We start from the raw sequence: 14,292 nt of genomic DNA, 5'->3' as shown, positions 1-14,292 counted from the left end.
ATTTTCCTGTTTGCCCAATATTTTCCTGTTTGTCTGTGGGCGGGCATAAACCCGACAGGCATTTCGCGATCATTCAGGTTAAACCGCAAATGCCCTGTTGGCAGCAAAAGGAAGGTAATCTTGTTTGCAGTTCTGTTTATTCATCCTCATTAGCGAGGGTTTTTACCAGATCAATGATTTTACGGCGCACTTTGGGATCAGCAATTTTGGTAAAATAGCGCGTTAACTGCACGCCTTCGCTGGTATGAAGAAAATCTACCACATAATTTGTTTCATGTTCTTCAGAAAAACCGGCAGCGGCCTGGCCTGCCTGCTCCGGTGCATCCTCAAAGAAAAAAGCAACAGGCACGCTCAGAATGGAAGAAATAGCCTGAAGGCGGCTTGCACCAACACGATTGGTGCCCTTCTCATATTTTTGAATTTGCTGGAACGTGATGCCGAGATTCTCTCCAAGTTTCTCCTGGCTGAGACCGAGCATATTCCGGCGCAGTCGGATCCGGCTACCCACATGAATATCAATAGGATTGGGTTTCTTTTTATTCTCGGTCATTCACTAAATGCTCCTCGCTAATGCGAGCTTTCCTTGATGAAAAATGATATGCTCAAATCAGCCTATTTTTCGGGAATTTATTGGTTCATCTGAAATTTCATCAGCCTCATATGTATATCATAGTATCAAAAATATGATGTCAACCGAAACGCTTGGTACGGACACCCTGAAAACCACATGAAATTACAAGCAGGGCGATCAGAATAGCGACGAACTGTTGTTCTCCGGCGGGTTTTCCCCAAAAGGTTGCAGCGCGCGGCGGCAAGGGACGGTCAATAAAACCGATTTCATTGAGCTGCATTTCACCGGTGATTCGACCATAAGAATCAACAACAGCTGATATACCATTATTAGCGGCACGCAGCAGCGGCATGCCCTGTTCCACAGCGCGCAGCTGCGCTTGCCGGAAATGCTGATAAGGCCCCGGTGTATTCCCGTACCATGCATCATTGGTAATATTGATGATCGCATCGGCTTTCTTGCCCTGATAGCCAAGTTCAGAGGGGAAAATGGCCTCATAGCAGATCAATGGCAGCAAAGTGAGATTGGCATTGGCGCGCAAAGCATGCCGGCTTTTTGCCGCGGTAAAGCCGCCGGGCATTTCCACCACTTCCTGCATGCCCAATGCACGCAAAAAATTTTCCAGCGGCAAATATTCACCAAAAGGCACCAGATGCACCTTGCGTGCAATATCCGTGATCTGCCCGGAAGAATCGATGGCAAAAATACTGTTAAAATAAGCCGGTTCCTGACCAAGCGCCCCCATTTGCGCTTCAACTGCTCCGGCCAGAATGATCTGGCCCGGCTGTAATATTTTTCCCATGGCCTGCACAGCCTCGCTCGCCAGCGGCAGCACATAGGGCACGGATGTTTCCGGCCAGATGATCACATCAGGCAAGCGCATATTTTGGGCAGGCGGCTGGCGGCTTAGATCAAGATGCTTGTCAAAAATTGTACGGCGCAGCTGATTGTCCCATTTGGCATCCTGCGCAATGGATGGCTGGATCAGCCGGATAACCGGTGCATTTGCTGCCGTCTGCTCATGCAGTGCCGGTGCCTGATGCAGCCGCCATGCACCATAGCCGGCATGAGCTGCCAGCAGGGTAAATGCGGTGAGCAAACCCGTGCGCCAGCCAAAACGCTGCTTCTCATTACCAAATAACAAGGCAGGCATGGCAAAAATCACCACAGCCAGTACATTCATACCATAGAGACCGGTAATTGTGACTGATTGCATAAACAACGGCGACGGCATCAAGGTATAGCCAATAGCATTCCACGGAAAACCGGTGAGAATAAAAGAGCGCAGCCATTCGCTGATACCAAGACAAAGTGCCAGTATAAGAATGCGAATAATACCCTCACCCCAGAAAATTTGCGCAAGCGCCACGGCAAAAGCGAAGAACAGAGCCAAAAATGCCGGAAGGCCAAGAATGGCAAGCGGCAGTGCCCATGCAAAATTTTCAGCATCGACCAGCAGTGCCATGCCGATCCACCAAAGACCGGCCAGGAAATAACCAAAGCCGAACTGCCATCCGGTGTAAAAAGCCGGTCGCAGGCGCGCCAGAAGACCGGATGTTTTCACATTGTCGTCAGCTGTTTGTCTGCCTGTCAGCAGAACCAGCAGCGGAAAGCCAATAAAACCTGCCGGCAAAAAATCAAATGGCGGCAATGCCAGTGTTACAACAGCACCGGCCAATATGGTCAGCAGAATTTTCCGCCATCCGGTCAATTGCTCAATTGGTTTGGAATATGCGCTGAACATGGGAAGGCTTGGCCATTTCTAGATATGAATTTTACGCAGATTCCATTCAAACCGGACGGCAAGAGTGAAGCTATTCAACTGCCAATAAGCTAGGGAACCTGAAGAACAGGCATATCAAGAAAAAACCCCGCATATCAACAATATGCGGGGTTTGAAACAGGCTTATTCTGCCGCTGTTTCTTCTTTTTTCTCGGCAATGATTTCCTTGCCGGTTTCCTGATCGACAACTTTCATCGACAGGCGCACTTTACCGCGCTCGTCAAAGCCCATCAGCTTGACCCAAACCTTCTGGCCTTCCTTGACCACATCAGTGGTTTTGGCAACGCGATCTGCAGCAAGCTGCGAAATATGGACAAGGCCGTCACGCGGGCCGAAGAAATTGACAAATGCACCAAAATCAGCCGTTTTAACAACTGTACCTTCGTAAATTTCACCAACTTCCGGTTCAGCAACAATGGAGTGGATCCACTTACGGGCGGCTTCAATTTCTTTGGCCGAAGATGAGGCGATTTTAACCGTGCCATCATCCTCAATATTGATCTTGGCACCGGTCTTTTCAACGATCTCACGGATAACCTTACCACCGGAACCGATCACATCGCGGATCTTATCGGTCGGAATGTTCATCACTTCAATACGAGGTGCAAATTCACCAAGTTCAGCGCGGGCACCGCTCAGCGCCTTTGCCATTTCGCTCAGAATGTGGACGCGGCCGCCTTTGGCCTGCTCCAGAGCGGTTTTCATGATCTCTTCGGTAATACCGTCAATCTTGATATCCATCTGCAATGCAGTGATACCGTTTTCAGTACCGGCTACCTTAAAGTCCATATCGCCGAGATGATCTTCATCACCGAGAATATCGGAAAGAACGGCAAAACGATCGCCTTCCTTGATCAGACCCATGGCAATACCGGCTACAGGGCGGGTGAGAGGCACACCGGCATCCATCAACGCCAGCGAGGTGCCGCATACGGTGGCCATGGAGGACGAACCGTTGGATTCGGTGATTTCCGACACGGCACGAAGCGTGTAAGGAAACTGCTCCTTGGCAGGCAGCATCGGATGGATCGCACGCCATGCCAGCTTGCCGTGGCCGATTTCACGGCGGCCGGGAGAGCCCATGCGTCCGGTTTCACCAACAGAATAAGGCGGGAAATTATAATGCAGCAGGAAGGTTTCTTTCTGCAGGCCGGTCAGCGTATCAATAAACTGCTCGTCTTCACCGGTGCCAAGTGTTGCCACAACAATGGCCTGTGTTTCACCGCGGGTGAACAGGGCTGAACCATGCGTACGTGGCAGAATGCCAACTTCTGATACAATCGGGCGCACGGTTGTAAGATCACGTCCGTCAATACGGCTGCCGGTATCAAGAATGTTCCAGCGGACAATCTTGGCCTGCAACGTCTTGAATACAGTATCAATCTGCTCAGGACTGTATTCGGTTGTTTCAGCATCTTCAGGCAGGAAATGTTCCTTGACCTTCGCCTTAGCTGCATCAACTGCGGCATAACGTGCCTGTTTTTCAGTAATTTTATAGGCAGCACGCAGATCATCCTCAATAACAGCCAGCATTGCGGCTTCCGCAGCAGAGAGATCTTCCGGCTGGAAATCGCGCGGCTCCTTGGCTGCAACCTCAGCAAGGCTGATAATTGCATCAATCACCGGCTGGAAAGCCTTCTGACCGAACATGACAGCACCAAGCATGATGTCTTCAGACAATTCCTGCGCTTCTGATTCAACCATCAGCACAGCATCGCTGGTGCCGGCCACAACCAGATCCAGCTTCGATTCAGCCATTTCATCAAGATGCGGGTTGAGAACATATTCACCATTGATATAGCCAACGCGCGCACCGCCGATCGGCCCCATAAAAGGCACGCCGGAAAGGGTGAGCGCCGCAGAAGCAGCGACCATTGACAGGATGTCCGGATCATTTTCCAGATCATGCTGGATAACCGTGACAATAACCTGTGTATCGTTTTTGTAGCCTTCGGCAAAAAGCGGGCGGATCGGGCGGTCAATGAGACGGGAAACCAGAGTTTCATTTTCGCTCGGGCGGCCTTCACGCTTGAAATAGCCGCCCGGAATACGGCCGGCAGCATAGGCTTTTTCCTGATAATTAACAGTCAGGGGAAAAAAGTCCTGACCCGGCTTTGGCTCCTTGGCAGAAACAACAGTGGCCAGCACCATTGTTTCCCCATAAGTGGCGATAACCGCACCATCTGCCTGACGGGCAACCTTGCCGGTTTCGAGAATGAGCGGCCGTCCGCCCCATTCGATTTCAACTTTATGTGTGTTGAACATATCTTGTCCTTGTTTTGGAATATTTTCATGGCCTGCACGGGTTTTCGTGCGGCAATATCCCGGTTTGGAACAGGGCGCGGGCAAGACAACGGGAAGCTCGGCATTTTATTTACGAGCTGCCTGCAATCCTGCCTGCAGATCCTGTTCAATACAGTTCCATATCGGACTTTTACGATATTTTTGTAAAGTCCTTCTGCATTTATAGCCGAAATACATATCCGCCATTGCTGCAGTATTGCATGTGCAGAACATTGGCCGCCGCAAGGCGCCGTTTGTTCTGTTGCTCCGGATGGTCTTTCTGTTTGAAATCTGTCCGGTAAAGAATACCGGCGAAAACCACAATGGTTTTCGCCGGTTGATGCGCTTAGCGGCGCAGGCCGAGACGTGCGATCAGTTTCTGGTAGCGCGCTTCATCCACACCTTTGAGGTAGTCGAGAAGATTGCGGCGCTGAGAAACCATTTTCAAGAGACCACGGCGGGAATGATTATCATTCTTGTGGCCTTTGAAGTGATCTGTCAGGTTGGAAATGCGTTCCGAGAGAACAGCGATCTGGACTTCGGGAGAGCCGGTATCGCCTTCTTTGGTTGCATATTCTTTAATAAGAGCCTGTTTGCGTTCAGCAGTAATCGACATCGTAATATCCTTTTATTTAAGAGGAGAAAAAAGTCGCCCGCGGCCAAGATGTCGTCCAGCCAGGGCCGTTTATAAAGCTCTGTATCTGCCTTGCAAAAGGGAGGCAGGCGGCAGAACCTATCCAGCATATAATGGAAACTGTGGCTTATTTCCAGACACTTTTCAAAAAAGCCTGCAATGCAAGGCCGGCGCCAAGCCCGCACGAGAGTGGAAAAAACGAAATATGTTTCGTAAAACTTAAAGGCCGGTGTTACCTTGCCGCCTTTTACATTCATTGTCAGCACAGCTTTCTATCAGCCTTATGCATTGTGATAATCATTATATCCGGTGCAATTAATGAGCTCAGAGCCTAATTTTAATAAAGTCATTCATCAAAGCATTATGGCATCACTATCATCAACCTTATAATATCTGTATTGCTGCAACCGCACGATTTTCTTGTTATCATTCTCATATCCGATAAAGACCCATGATCAGCCCCGCACAACACACACTTTTTTTGCCTTTTGAGAATGAAACCCTGGATTTAGCCGCCCTTGGCGATGCGTGCCTTTGTTTCGGTATCAGTGCAGATCCCGCCTTGCCGTTTGCCCGGAAACAAACATTACACTGCATCCAGCCTTTCAGGCCGGAATGGCTGGCGCTCAATAAAGCCGGATTTAAAGCGGCAGCGCGGGCAGAAAAAGATACATTTTACAATAGCGGCATGATCCTGCTTGGCAAACATCGCGGCCGCAATGAAGAATGGCTGGCAACATTGCTCACACAGGTCAGACCGGGCGGCCTGATCATTATTGCCGGTGATAAAAAACTTGGCATTGACAGTTTTCGCAAGCGCAGCGAACAGATTGCGCCTGCCATTGACCGCCTTTCCAAAAACCATGCTGTTGTTTACTGGATGACGCGCCCCGACGTGATTGCACCTGCAACCATAAAGCAGCTGATTCCCGTGCAGAAACACATAGACGGGCGCTTCCGCACAAAAGCAGGCCTGTTCTCCCATGGCGAGATTGATAAAGGCTCTGCCCTCCTGGTGCCGCATCTGAAAAATATTGTTTTTGGCCAAGTGGCCGATTTTGGCGCAGGCTGGGGTTATTTAAGTGCCGCCTGTCTTGATTTTCAGGACAGGCTCACACGTATTGATCTATATGAGGCTGATTATGAAGCGCTGGAAATGGCAAAACTTAATCTGTCGGCGCACAATCCGGCCATAGCGCTGCATTATTACTGGCACGATATTGCCAGTGAGCCAATAACTGAAATTTACGACACGGTGATCAGTAATCCGCCATTTCACACCGGCCGCAACACTGATATTGCGCTGGGGCAGAGTTTTATCACCGCTGCTGCCAAAAGGCTTAAATCCGGCGGACGTTTTTTGATGGTGGCCAACCGCCAGCTGCCTTATGAGATCGTTCTGAGGCAACATTTCCGGCAGGTTTTGCAATTACAGGAAAAAGAGGGCTTTAAAATCATAGAGGCCCGCAAGTAAAGCCGCTGCAGAAAACTAAAAAAGCACTTTGGATAATATGGTAAAAAACGCAGCGGCTCCGGTTATAATCATCACCGGAGCCGCTTTTATTTTTATCGATTATGTGCAAGCCGGAACGTTTTACATTTTTGGCACGACAATAATCCTGCGATATTTTTTGAATTTACATTCAATCTATCAGTCGGCGTTTTCGTCGGCCTTTTTCAACTCGTCCAGATTTGGCATTGACACAATATTATAACCCGAATCCACATAGTGAATTTCGCCGGTCACGCCGCTTGATAAATCAGACAGAAGATAGAGAGCCGAATTTCCGATCTCTTCAATATTGACCGTACGGCGCAGCGGAGAATTGCGTGCCTGATAATTGAAAATTGCGCGGGCATCGCTGATACCGGCACCCGCCAAAGTACGGACAGGGCCTGCAGAAATTGCATTGACCCGTATGCCGCGCTCGCCGTAATCATCAGCAATATAACGCACCATCGCTTCCAGAGCCGCCTTGGCAACGCCCATGACATTATAATTCGGCATCACGCGGGTTGAACCGCCATAGGTCAAGGTAAGGATTGAACCGCCATCCTTCATCAGTTTTTCAGCGCGCTGCGCCACTTCCGTAAAGGAATAGGCGGAAATCACCATAGTGCGGCTGAAATTTTCACGCGTTGTCACATCCGCATAGCGGCCTTTAAGCTGCGACTTGTCGGAAAAGCCGATGGCATGAACCACAAAATCCAGCTTGCCCCATTTCTTTTCAATCTCGGCAAAAACCGCATCAACAGATGCAATATCCTCCACATCACATGGCAGGACAAAAGTTGAACCAACCTGCTCAGCCAAAGGTGTGACGCGGCGGCCAAGCGCTTCCCCCTGATAGGTAAAGGCCAGTTCCGCACCCTGTGCGGCCAGCTGTTTTGCAATGCCCCAGGCAATGGAGTGATTATTGGCAACACCCATAATCAATCCGCGTTTGCCTTTCATTAAACCCTGCATCATCTCTCTCCGTCAGTCCTGATAACGCCGGAATACCAGCGTTGCATTCGTTCCACCAAAACCGAAGGAATTGGACAGTACCGTGTTAATTTTAATATTATCAATGCGTTTGCGCACAATCGGCATATCGGCAAACTCCGGATCAAGTTCATCAATATGCGCACTTTCGCAAATAAAATTATTTTGCATCATCAGCAAAGAATAAATCGCTTCCTGAACACCGGTGGCTCCCAGCGAATGACCGGTCAGCGATTTGGTGGCCGAAATTGGCGGACAGGCATCGCCGGAACCAAAAACCCGGCGGATTGCCTCAATTTCCGGCGCATCGCCCGCCGGTGTCGAGGTGGCGTGCGGGTTAATATAGTCGATCTTGTCTTTTACGGTAGAAAGCGCCATACGCATGCAACGCTCAGCCCCTTCACCGGACGGGGCAACCATATCATAACCATCTGATGTTGCGCCGTAGCCGACAACCTCGCCATAGATCTTGGCGCCGCGGGCAAGAGCGGTTTCCAGATCTTCCAGAACCAGCACCCCCGCACCGCCGGCAATAACAAAACCATCGCGGTTTTTATCATAGGCACGGGAAGCACGCTCCGGCGTGTCATTATATTTTGACGACATTGCCCCCATCGCATCAAACAATACCGACAAGGTCCAATCAAGATCTTCACAGCCGCCGGCAAACATACGATCCTGTTTGCCATACTGGATCATCTCCACCGCATTGCCGATGCAATGATTGGACGTTGCACAGGCCGAGGAGATCGAATAATTAATGCCCTTGATCTTGAAAAAAGTGGCAAGTGTTGCCGAGGCGGTTGAGCTCATGGCTTTGGGCACGGCAAAAGGACCAACGCGCTTTGGCCCTTTTTCACGGGTGATATCGGCAGATTCAACAATCACACGCGTTGATGGCCCGCCCGAGCCCATAATAATACCGGTGCGTTCATTGGAAACCTGATCCTCGGTTAAACCGGCATCGGCAATAGCCTGATCCATGGCCACATGGTTCCACGCAGTGCCGCGCCCATGAAAACGCATGGCGCGGCGGTCAACCAGAGCCTCAACATCAATCTGCGGCGCACCGGAAACCTGACAGCGAAAACCAAGCTCAGCCTGATCCTCAGCCCGACGGATACCCGATCTGGCCTCAAAAAGGGAAGCCAGAACCTCCTCGGTATTATTGCCAATTGAGGATACAATCCCCATTCCGGTAACGACAACACGCCGCATTGAAATCTCCTTCGCGCCGTCCGGCTGTTCAGCCTCAGACACATTATTTGTCGTGGTGCAGCAAAATTGTTCATCTTGCGCGGCCGGAACAGATGCCGGAACCCCGATAGCCCAACATCCGCCCTGTTCTTTATTCCGGTATATTTTCAAACAGGCAAAAGGGCTGCTTCAAGCAAGCGTCTTCCCGTCTGTATGCCCTGTTTTTCTGCTGCCGGAAAAATTTGCAGCATATCACCGGCTTATCGTAACATTTTGTGCAATATTGCCCGACAATCAAGCTCTGCCCTGGCAAAATCCTGCGCAAAATACAAAAGCCTTTAGGCCAATGATCATTTTAAATGCTGTAATCCGTTATTCAGATGCAGATTCCTTAGACAAGCCGACACGCAGATCTGTTGCCTTGTAAATGGTCTCCCCGTCAGCCTTGAGCCAGCCATCAGCAGTGCCCAGAACGAGGCGGCCGCGCATCACACGTTTGAAATCAATGCCATATTGCAACAATTTTGTATGAGGACGCACCATGCCCTTGAACTTCACCTCACCGGTAGAAAGCGCCATGCCGCGGCCTGGCTCACCAAGCCAGCCAAGGAAAAAGCCGGTCAGCTGCCACATGCCATCAAGACCAAGGCAGCCGGGCATAATCGGATTGCCCTGAAAATGGCAGGGAAAATACCAGTCATCCGGCTTCACATCATATTCAGCGCGGATATAGCCTTTATCAAATTCACCACCGGTTTCAGAGATCTCGGTGATGCGATGCACCATAAGCATCGGCGGCAAAGGCAGCTGAGCATTACCAGGCCCGAACATTTCACCCCGTGCGCAGCTAAGAAGCTCCTCATATCCGTAACTTGACTTGCGCTCTGCCATTACCCACTCCAATCCTTATCTATCTGTCATCTGTGCGGCTTGTACGAATTGATCATCCGCCAGAGCCAGACAAAACCTTGCATATTTGCGAAGCATAACGCATCTGATTATATCTGCGCCCGCTCCAGACTTTATAAGCCCGCATCACTTAAGCCGTAACCGGAGCCCTAACCGGGCGCCTAATCCGGCTTACAAAATGCTTTAACACAGAGTGTTTCCTGCTGTAAAACACCTGCGAGAAACAATTTGCCTGGCAAGATAGACAAGAATAGCTATTGCCAGTCATTCATTGAGCGCATATATCAATCTTGTGACAGGATGGGCAACAGCTCTTGAAAATTAAATTTTGGATCAATTATTACAAGCTTGTGACGGATCAGTGATGAATATTCATGCATCCCATGCCAGCAATGCTTCAATTGAAGAGCGCCTGCGTGCTGCCGGTTTGCGGCCGACACGCCAGAGAGTCGCGCTTGCCAGCCTGATTTTTGCCCATGGCGATCGCCACCTCTCAGCAGAAGAACTGCACGAAGAGGCTGTATTTGCATCCGTTCCGGTTTCTCTTGCCACTGTTTACAATACGTTGCATCAGTTTACTGAAGCCGGAATGCTGCGCATTATTTCGGTTGAAGGGTCAAAAACCTATTTTGACACCAATATTTCCGATCATCATCATTTCTTTGTTGAGGGTGAAAATATCGTTTTCGATATTCCGGATGGCACTGCAGGGCAACCTGTGGTCAGCAATCTTCCGGCAGCGCCGGAAGGCATGGAAATTGTGAATGTTGATGTGATTGTGCGCCTGCGCCGCAAGGACGATAAAGCCTGACAGCGGCAATATTGCTATTTTTCCTCTCCGGCTGCGGCAATTTCACGCCCCATCAATGAGCTGTGGAGCATAGCGGCCACACGCCCTTCCATAATGCGCGCCAATTCCTTGCGATTGGTATCCGCTGTTACGCAAAGCGGTTCACCAAAACGAATTTCCACATCAACAGCACCTTCTTTAAGAATGCCTTTGAGATGCGGCATCAATTGCATATCACCCGGCCATGAGGCAATCGGCCGGTGAAAACGCCCCATCGGCATACCATGCACACCGGTATAGGCAATGGAAACCGGCTGCACGATCACTTTTTCCTCACCCGCCTCGCGGATTGCAGCATGAGCTGCGCCAAACAAGGAGGTCTTGAACGGCAAAACACGGTTGCCGTCTGAGGTTGTGCCTTCAGGAAACAGCACCATCGCATCACCGCCTGCCAGACGCAGAGCAATATCAGATGCCTGCTGTGCTGTACGGCCTTTTTTCTCACGATCAACAAAAACCGTACGCTGCAACACCGCCAATATGCCAAAAACCGGCCATTTGCGCACTTCAGATTTGGCAATAAAGCAGACATTGGCAACGGAAGACAAAACCACGATATCGCTCCAGGATATGTGATTGGCAACCAATAGCAATGGCCGCTCCTGCACAGGCTGCCCGTGAACAACCACCCGAAAGCCCAGAAGCCGCGCTGTAATACGATGAAAAAGCCGCGGCAGAGAACGCTGCCAGCCCAGACGCAGGCGCATAAATAAATACTGAAACGGCACCAGCGATATAACAAGGCTGCAAAACAGGCTGACGATAATTGCTATGCGGATAATACCAATCATGGCAACAGGGTGACTTCCTGCACTTTTTTGCGCAATATCAGGGCATTACTGCGCCCTTGTTCCGTTTCATAATAGGCAGGACGCCGGCCAACCTGCATAAAGCCCAAACGCCGGTACAAAGCCTGCGCGGCCATATTGCTTTCATCCACCTCAAGAAACAGGCTCTCCGCCCGCTCATGATGCAGATAACGCAATACGCCCTCCATCAGCTCACGGCCGATGCCACGACGCCGGATAGCAGAACTGACCGCAATTGTCAGAATTTCCGCCTCACCGGCAACCAAACGCGCCAATACAAAGCCTGCGGCCTGTTTTGGCTTGCCGACCGCACGGGCTATAAAACCGAAAATATTATCCTGAGATAACATTCCGGCAAAATCCTCTTCGCTCCATGCATGGTGAAAGGCCTCACCATGTATTTGCCCAAGTGCAGCACTATCGGCCGGCACAAGCCTTTCCAGAATAAAATCTGGACGAGAAAAAGGCAGGCTGATCATTCCACGTCTACCCTTCCTGCCCGTTATTGCGCGGCGCATTCATATTTGCTGATTGCACACGCGGCAAGGCAAAACCTGCCTGCGGCTTTACATCCGGCCCGCGCATATAGAGCGGTTCCGGCGCAATTCCGGCCTCGCGCTGTGCGGCAAGGCGGGCAAATGTGGCGATTGCGGCGGATTGGGCTGTGCCAATTATTTTCCGGTTACATCCAAGCGCAATATTCAGCCGTTCAGAAGCACTGCCGCACAGGGCATAATCCGCCCCCAATTGCCGCAAAACCGCGGCGATCTCCGCCTCGCTGCCTGCAAGCGGAGGCGTGGAAGCTGTGCCATCTGCGGCAAAAGCCTGCGCATAAATATCGCCGCGATAGGCTGAAAATGCAGCAAATAACGCCTGATCAGCGGCCTTTTCACGCATCTCACAGGCAAGAGCCTCAAAACCGCTGACACCAATAACCGGACATGAAAGCGCCAGCCCGAAGCCGCGCGCAGCAGAAACCCCAACCCGCACGCCGGTAAATGAGCCGGGGCCGATATTAACGGCAATGCGGCTGACCATATTGCGCGCAATACCGGCAATGTCAAAACATTGCGCAACATAATCCATCAGCACTTCTGCATGGCCTTTGCCAATATCATGGCTGACAGCAGCCAGAGTTTTCTGACGGTCAGCATCATAAAGTGCTGCGGCACACAGGCTGCCAGCCGTATCAAGAGCAAGTATTATCATAATCTACGCCCTAAAGCAGAATGCCGCCATCAGCAAGTAGAGGCTTGCAGACTTGCCAAAAAATCCTGCCAGGGTTGCGGTTATCCTGTTTATAGGATGATGAATCCGGCAAAATATTATCATAAAACAACCAGATTACTTCATAAGAAGTACAAATAATAAAACGTAAATCGCAATGAATAAAATTCATACTGCCGCCTGTTAAGAACAGGCGGCAATACAGATAATCTCATTACAAAGCATCAGCTATAGACTGAAAGACGATAATACTTTCATCCTTCATCTGTTGACCATCTTTATTATAATCGGCATAGGCAGATGTTTTGGCAATAACCACCTTGCGCTGCGGATTGACATAGATAAACTGTCCGTAGATTCCCACAGCCACAAAATCCCCTTGTGGTTTTCCCGGTATCCACCACTGATAACCATAACCAAGCGGCTTGCCTGCCTCCGGGTCATCCCTGCCCGGCATAAGATGCGGCGCATCCGGTGTTACAGATTCATGCACCCATTCAGCCGGAACCAATTGCTCACCTTTGAAATTGCGCCCCTCATTCATATAAAGCAGGCCAAAACGCGCATAATCACGCAACACTGCATTGAGCCCGCCTGCAGATACAGCATCACCCTTTGCATCAGCCAGCCAATAGGCATCTGCCTCCGCCCCGAGCCGTGACCATAATTTCTCCTTGAAATAATCGGTCATGCGCTTGCCGGTTGCCCCCTCAAGCACCATGGACAAAACCTGCGTATCAGCAGAAACATAAATATTGACCGTGCCCTGCTCGCGCACATTTTGCAAATGGGCGGTAAAATCTTTCACCGATCCAGTCAGGATTTGAATAATATAGCGCACAATATCGGAATTAAGATCGCCGTAATCTTCATTAAAACCAATACCGGAAGACATTTGCAGCGCATTTTTAACGGTTACGCCTTTATAACCGCCTTCAGCCAGTTGCGGCGCATAATGATCCACTGTCTGGTTAATATCAATCAGGCCGTCGCGCACCGCATTACCGATGAGAAATGAAATGGTCGATTTTGACATCGACATGGCAATAGCCTGGGTTTCGGGTGTATTGCCGCGTTCATATTGCTCATGAAGAACCTTGCCATCCTTTAACACTATAAAACCGGTGGTTTGTGTTCGCTCCAGCCAGTCGGCAATGCGCTTTGTCTCTCCCTGATAAATATAGGTTTGCGGCAAAGCCTGCTCATTGCGCGGCAGCGGACTGACCTCACCGCTGCGCTCTACACGGATTGACGGATAAATTTTATAAAGTGAACGGAAATTTTCATCAATTACATCCGGTTTGAATGTATTTGCATATTGATAGGCTGCATAATATTCATGAATTTTCTGACGAAAAATACCCCCCAGAACAGCAGCAAGTATAAGCAATGCTGCCAATATATATAAGATTAAACGCAATAACTTTTTCATAAAATCACTCCTCCAGGTCCCTTCACTTGCGTTAAGATAACCTCTGCATGTATTCCGGCAAGCCACAATTGCGAGAGAATGATTTTTTAAAGTAAAATTACTGAGATCAAAA

13 protein-coding genes are annotated in these 14,292 nt (G+C 50.0%); 2 read left to right on the top strand and 11 right to left on the bottom strand.

From position 1 onward, the window contains the following. Nucleotides 1-136: 136 nt before the first annotated feature. The 4 genes from ACSTTO_RS10015 to rpsO form a co-directional block, all read right to left on the bottom strand. Complete coding sequence (locus ACSTTO_RS10015; protein WP_439273052.1) at nt 137-550, bottom strand: helix-turn-helix domain-containing protein; 414 nt, start codon at nt 548-550, stop codon at nt 137-139. 139 nt (nt 551-689) lie between these two features. Further along, nucleotides 690-2,315, bottom strand: coding sequence for an apolipoprotein N-acyltransferase (lnt, locus tag ACSTTO_RS10010; RefSeq protein ID WP_439273051.1), 1,626 nt, complete (start codon nt 2,313-2,315; stop codon nt 690-692). A 162-nt stretch (nt 2,316-2,477) separates the two neighbouring features. Beyond that, nucleotides 2,478-4,619: a polyribonucleotide nucleotidyltransferase gene (gene pnp / locus ACSTTO_RS10005; protein WP_439273050.1), complete on the bottom strand. Its 2,142-nt coding sequence runs from the start codon at nt 4,617-4,619 to the stop codon at nt 2,478-2,480. A gap of 364 nt (nt 4,620-4,983) precedes the next feature. Continuing rightward, complete coding sequence (rpsO, locus tag ACSTTO_RS10000) at nt 4,984-5,253, bottom strand: 30S ribosomal protein S15 (RefSeq protein ID WP_439273049.1); 270 nt, start codon at nt 5,251-5,253, stop codon at nt 4,984-4,986. Between the two features lie 469 nt (nt 5,254-5,722). Here rpsO and ACSTTO_RS09995 point away from each other — a divergent pair, with 469 nt between their 5' ends. Continuing rightward, nucleotides 5,723-6,745, top strand: a complete 1,023-nt coding sequence (locus ACSTTO_RS09995; protein WP_439273048.1) for a class I SAM-dependent methyltransferase — start codon at nt 5,723-5,725, stop codon at nt 6,743-6,745. Between the two features lie 177 nt (nt 6,746-6,922). Here ACSTTO_RS09995 and fabI read toward each other — a convergent pair whose 3' ends face one another. From fabI to fabA, 3 genes are all read right to left on the bottom strand, one after another. Continuing rightward, entirely contained in the window at nt 6,923-7,738 is an 816-nt protein-coding gene (gene fabI, locus ACSTTO_RS09990) for an enoyl-ACP reductase FabI (RefSeq protein WP_439273268.1), read from the bottom strand. A 12-nt stretch (nt 7,739-7,750) separates the two neighbouring features. Further along, nucleotides 7,751-8,974: a beta-ketoacyl-ACP synthase I gene (gene fabB, locus ACSTTO_RS09985; protein WP_439273047.1), complete on the bottom strand. Its 1,224-nt coding sequence runs from the start codon at nt 8,972-8,974 to the stop codon at nt 7,751-7,753. Between the two features lie 351 nt (nt 8,975-9,325). Beyond that, nucleotides 9,326-9,844, bottom strand: coding sequence for a 3-hydroxyacyl-[acyl-carrier-protein] dehydratase FabA (fabA, locus tag ACSTTO_RS09980; protein WP_439273046.1), 519 nt, complete (start codon nt 9,842-9,844; stop codon nt 9,326-9,328). Between the two features lie 382 nt (nt 9,845-10,226). On the opposite strand from fabA, the gene irrA reads away from it, so the two are divergent. Then, nucleotides 10,227-10,673 (top strand): iron response transcriptional regulator IrrA, encoded by a 447-nt coding sequence (gene irrA / locus ACSTTO_RS09975; protein WP_439273045.1) that lies wholly within the window; start codon nt 10,227-10,229, stop codon nt 10,671-10,673. 14 nt (nt 10,674-10,687) lie between these two features. On the opposite strand, the gene olsA is transcribed toward irrA, so the two are convergent. From olsA to ACSTTO_RS09955, 4 genes are all read right to left on the bottom strand, one after another. Then, complete coding sequence (gene olsA, locus ACSTTO_RS09970) at nt 10,688-11,503, bottom strand: lyso-ornithine lipid O-acyltransferase (RefSeq protein WP_439273044.1); 816 nt, start codon at nt 11,501-11,503, stop codon at nt 10,688-10,690. After that, on the bottom strand, nt 11,500-12,000 hold the full coding sequence (rimI, locus tag ACSTTO_RS09965) for a ribosomal protein S18-alanine N-acetyltransferase (RefSeq protein ID WP_439273043.1): 501 nt from the start codon (nt 11,998-12,000) through the stop codon (nt 11,500-11,502). Before rimI ends, olsA begins: the two co-directional genes overlap by 4 nt. A gap of 7 nt (nt 12,001-12,007) precedes the next feature. After that, the gene (tsaB, locus tag ACSTTO_RS09960; protein WP_439273042.1) at nt 12,008-12,730 is read right to left on the bottom strand and encodes a tRNA (adenosine(37)-N6)-threonylcarbamoyltransferase complex dimerization subunit type 1 TsaB; all 723 of its coding nucleotides are present in this window, start codon (nt 12,728-12,730) and stop codon (nt 12,008-12,010) included. Between the two features lie 232 nt (nt 12,731-12,962). Beyond that, complete coding sequence (locus ACSTTO_RS09955; protein WP_439273041.1) at nt 12,963-14,180, bottom strand: serine hydrolase domain-containing protein; 1,218 nt, start codon at nt 14,178-14,180, stop codon at nt 12,963-12,965. Nucleotides 14,181-14,292: the final 112 nt, after the last annotated feature.

Origin of the sequence: Pseudochrobactrum albidum (assembly GCF_051851455.1) — a bacterium.
In the GTDB taxonomy this organism is placed as follows: Bacteria; Pseudomonadota; Alphaproteobacteria; order Rhizobiales; family Rhizobiaceae; genus Pseudochrobactrum.
The sequence above is the reverse complement of the archived record's forward strand: the minus strand, read 5'-3'. Positions and strand labels throughout refer to the sequence as shown.

What these genes read in the sequence shown, in the direction of transcription:
- fabI (WP_439273268.1), bottom strand. Translation starts at nt 7,738, where the DNA reads ATGCAGGGTTTAATGAAAGGCAAACGCGGATTGATTATGGGTGTTGCC.
- rimI (WP_439273043.1), bottom strand. Translation starts at nt 12,000, where the DNA reads ATGATCAGCCTGCCTTTTTCTCGTCCAGATTTTATTCTGGAAAGGCTT.
- fabB (WP_439273047.1), bottom strand. Translation starts at nt 8,974, where the DNA reads ATGCGGCGTGTTGTCGTTACCGGAATGGGGATTGTATCCTCAATTGGC.
- tsaB (WP_439273042.1), bottom strand. Translation starts at nt 12,730, where the DNA reads ATGATAATACTTGCTCTTGATACGGCTGGCAGCCTGTGTGCCGCAGCA.
- irrA (WP_439273045.1), top strand. Translation starts at nt 10,227, where the DNA reads ATGAATATTCATGCATCCCATGCCAGCAATGCTTCAATTGAAGAGCGC.
- ACSTTO_RS10015 (WP_439273052.1), bottom strand. Translation starts at nt 550, where the DNA reads ATGACCGAGAATAAAAAGAAACCCAATCCTATTGATATTCATGTGGGT.
- olsA (WP_439273044.1), bottom strand. Translation starts at nt 11,503, where the DNA reads ATGATTGGTATTATCCGCATAGCAATTATCGTCAGCCTGTTTTGCAGC.
- lnt (WP_439273051.1), bottom strand. Translation starts at nt 2,315, where the DNA reads ATGTTCAGCGCATATTCCAAACCAATTGAGCAATTGACCGGATGGCGG.
- ACSTTO_RS09995 (WP_439273048.1), top strand. Translation starts at nt 5,723, where the DNA reads ATGATCAGCCCCGCACAACACACACTTTTTTTGCCTTTTGAGAATGAA.
- pnp (WP_439273050.1), bottom strand. Translation starts at nt 4,619, where the DNA reads ATGTTCAACACACATAAAGTTGAAATCGAATGGGGCGGACGGCCGCTC.
- fabA (WP_439273046.1), bottom strand. Translation starts at nt 9,844, where the DNA reads ATGGCAGAGCGCAAGTCAAGTTACGGATATGAGGAGCTTCTTAGCTGC.
- ACSTTO_RS09955 (WP_439273041.1), bottom strand. Translation starts at nt 14,180, where the DNA reads ATGAAAAAGTTATTGCGTTTAATCTTATATATATTGGCAGCATTGCTT.
- rpsO (WP_439273049.1), bottom strand. Translation starts at nt 5,253, where the DNA reads ATGTCGATTACTGCTGAACGCAAACAGGCTCTTATTAAAGAATATGCA.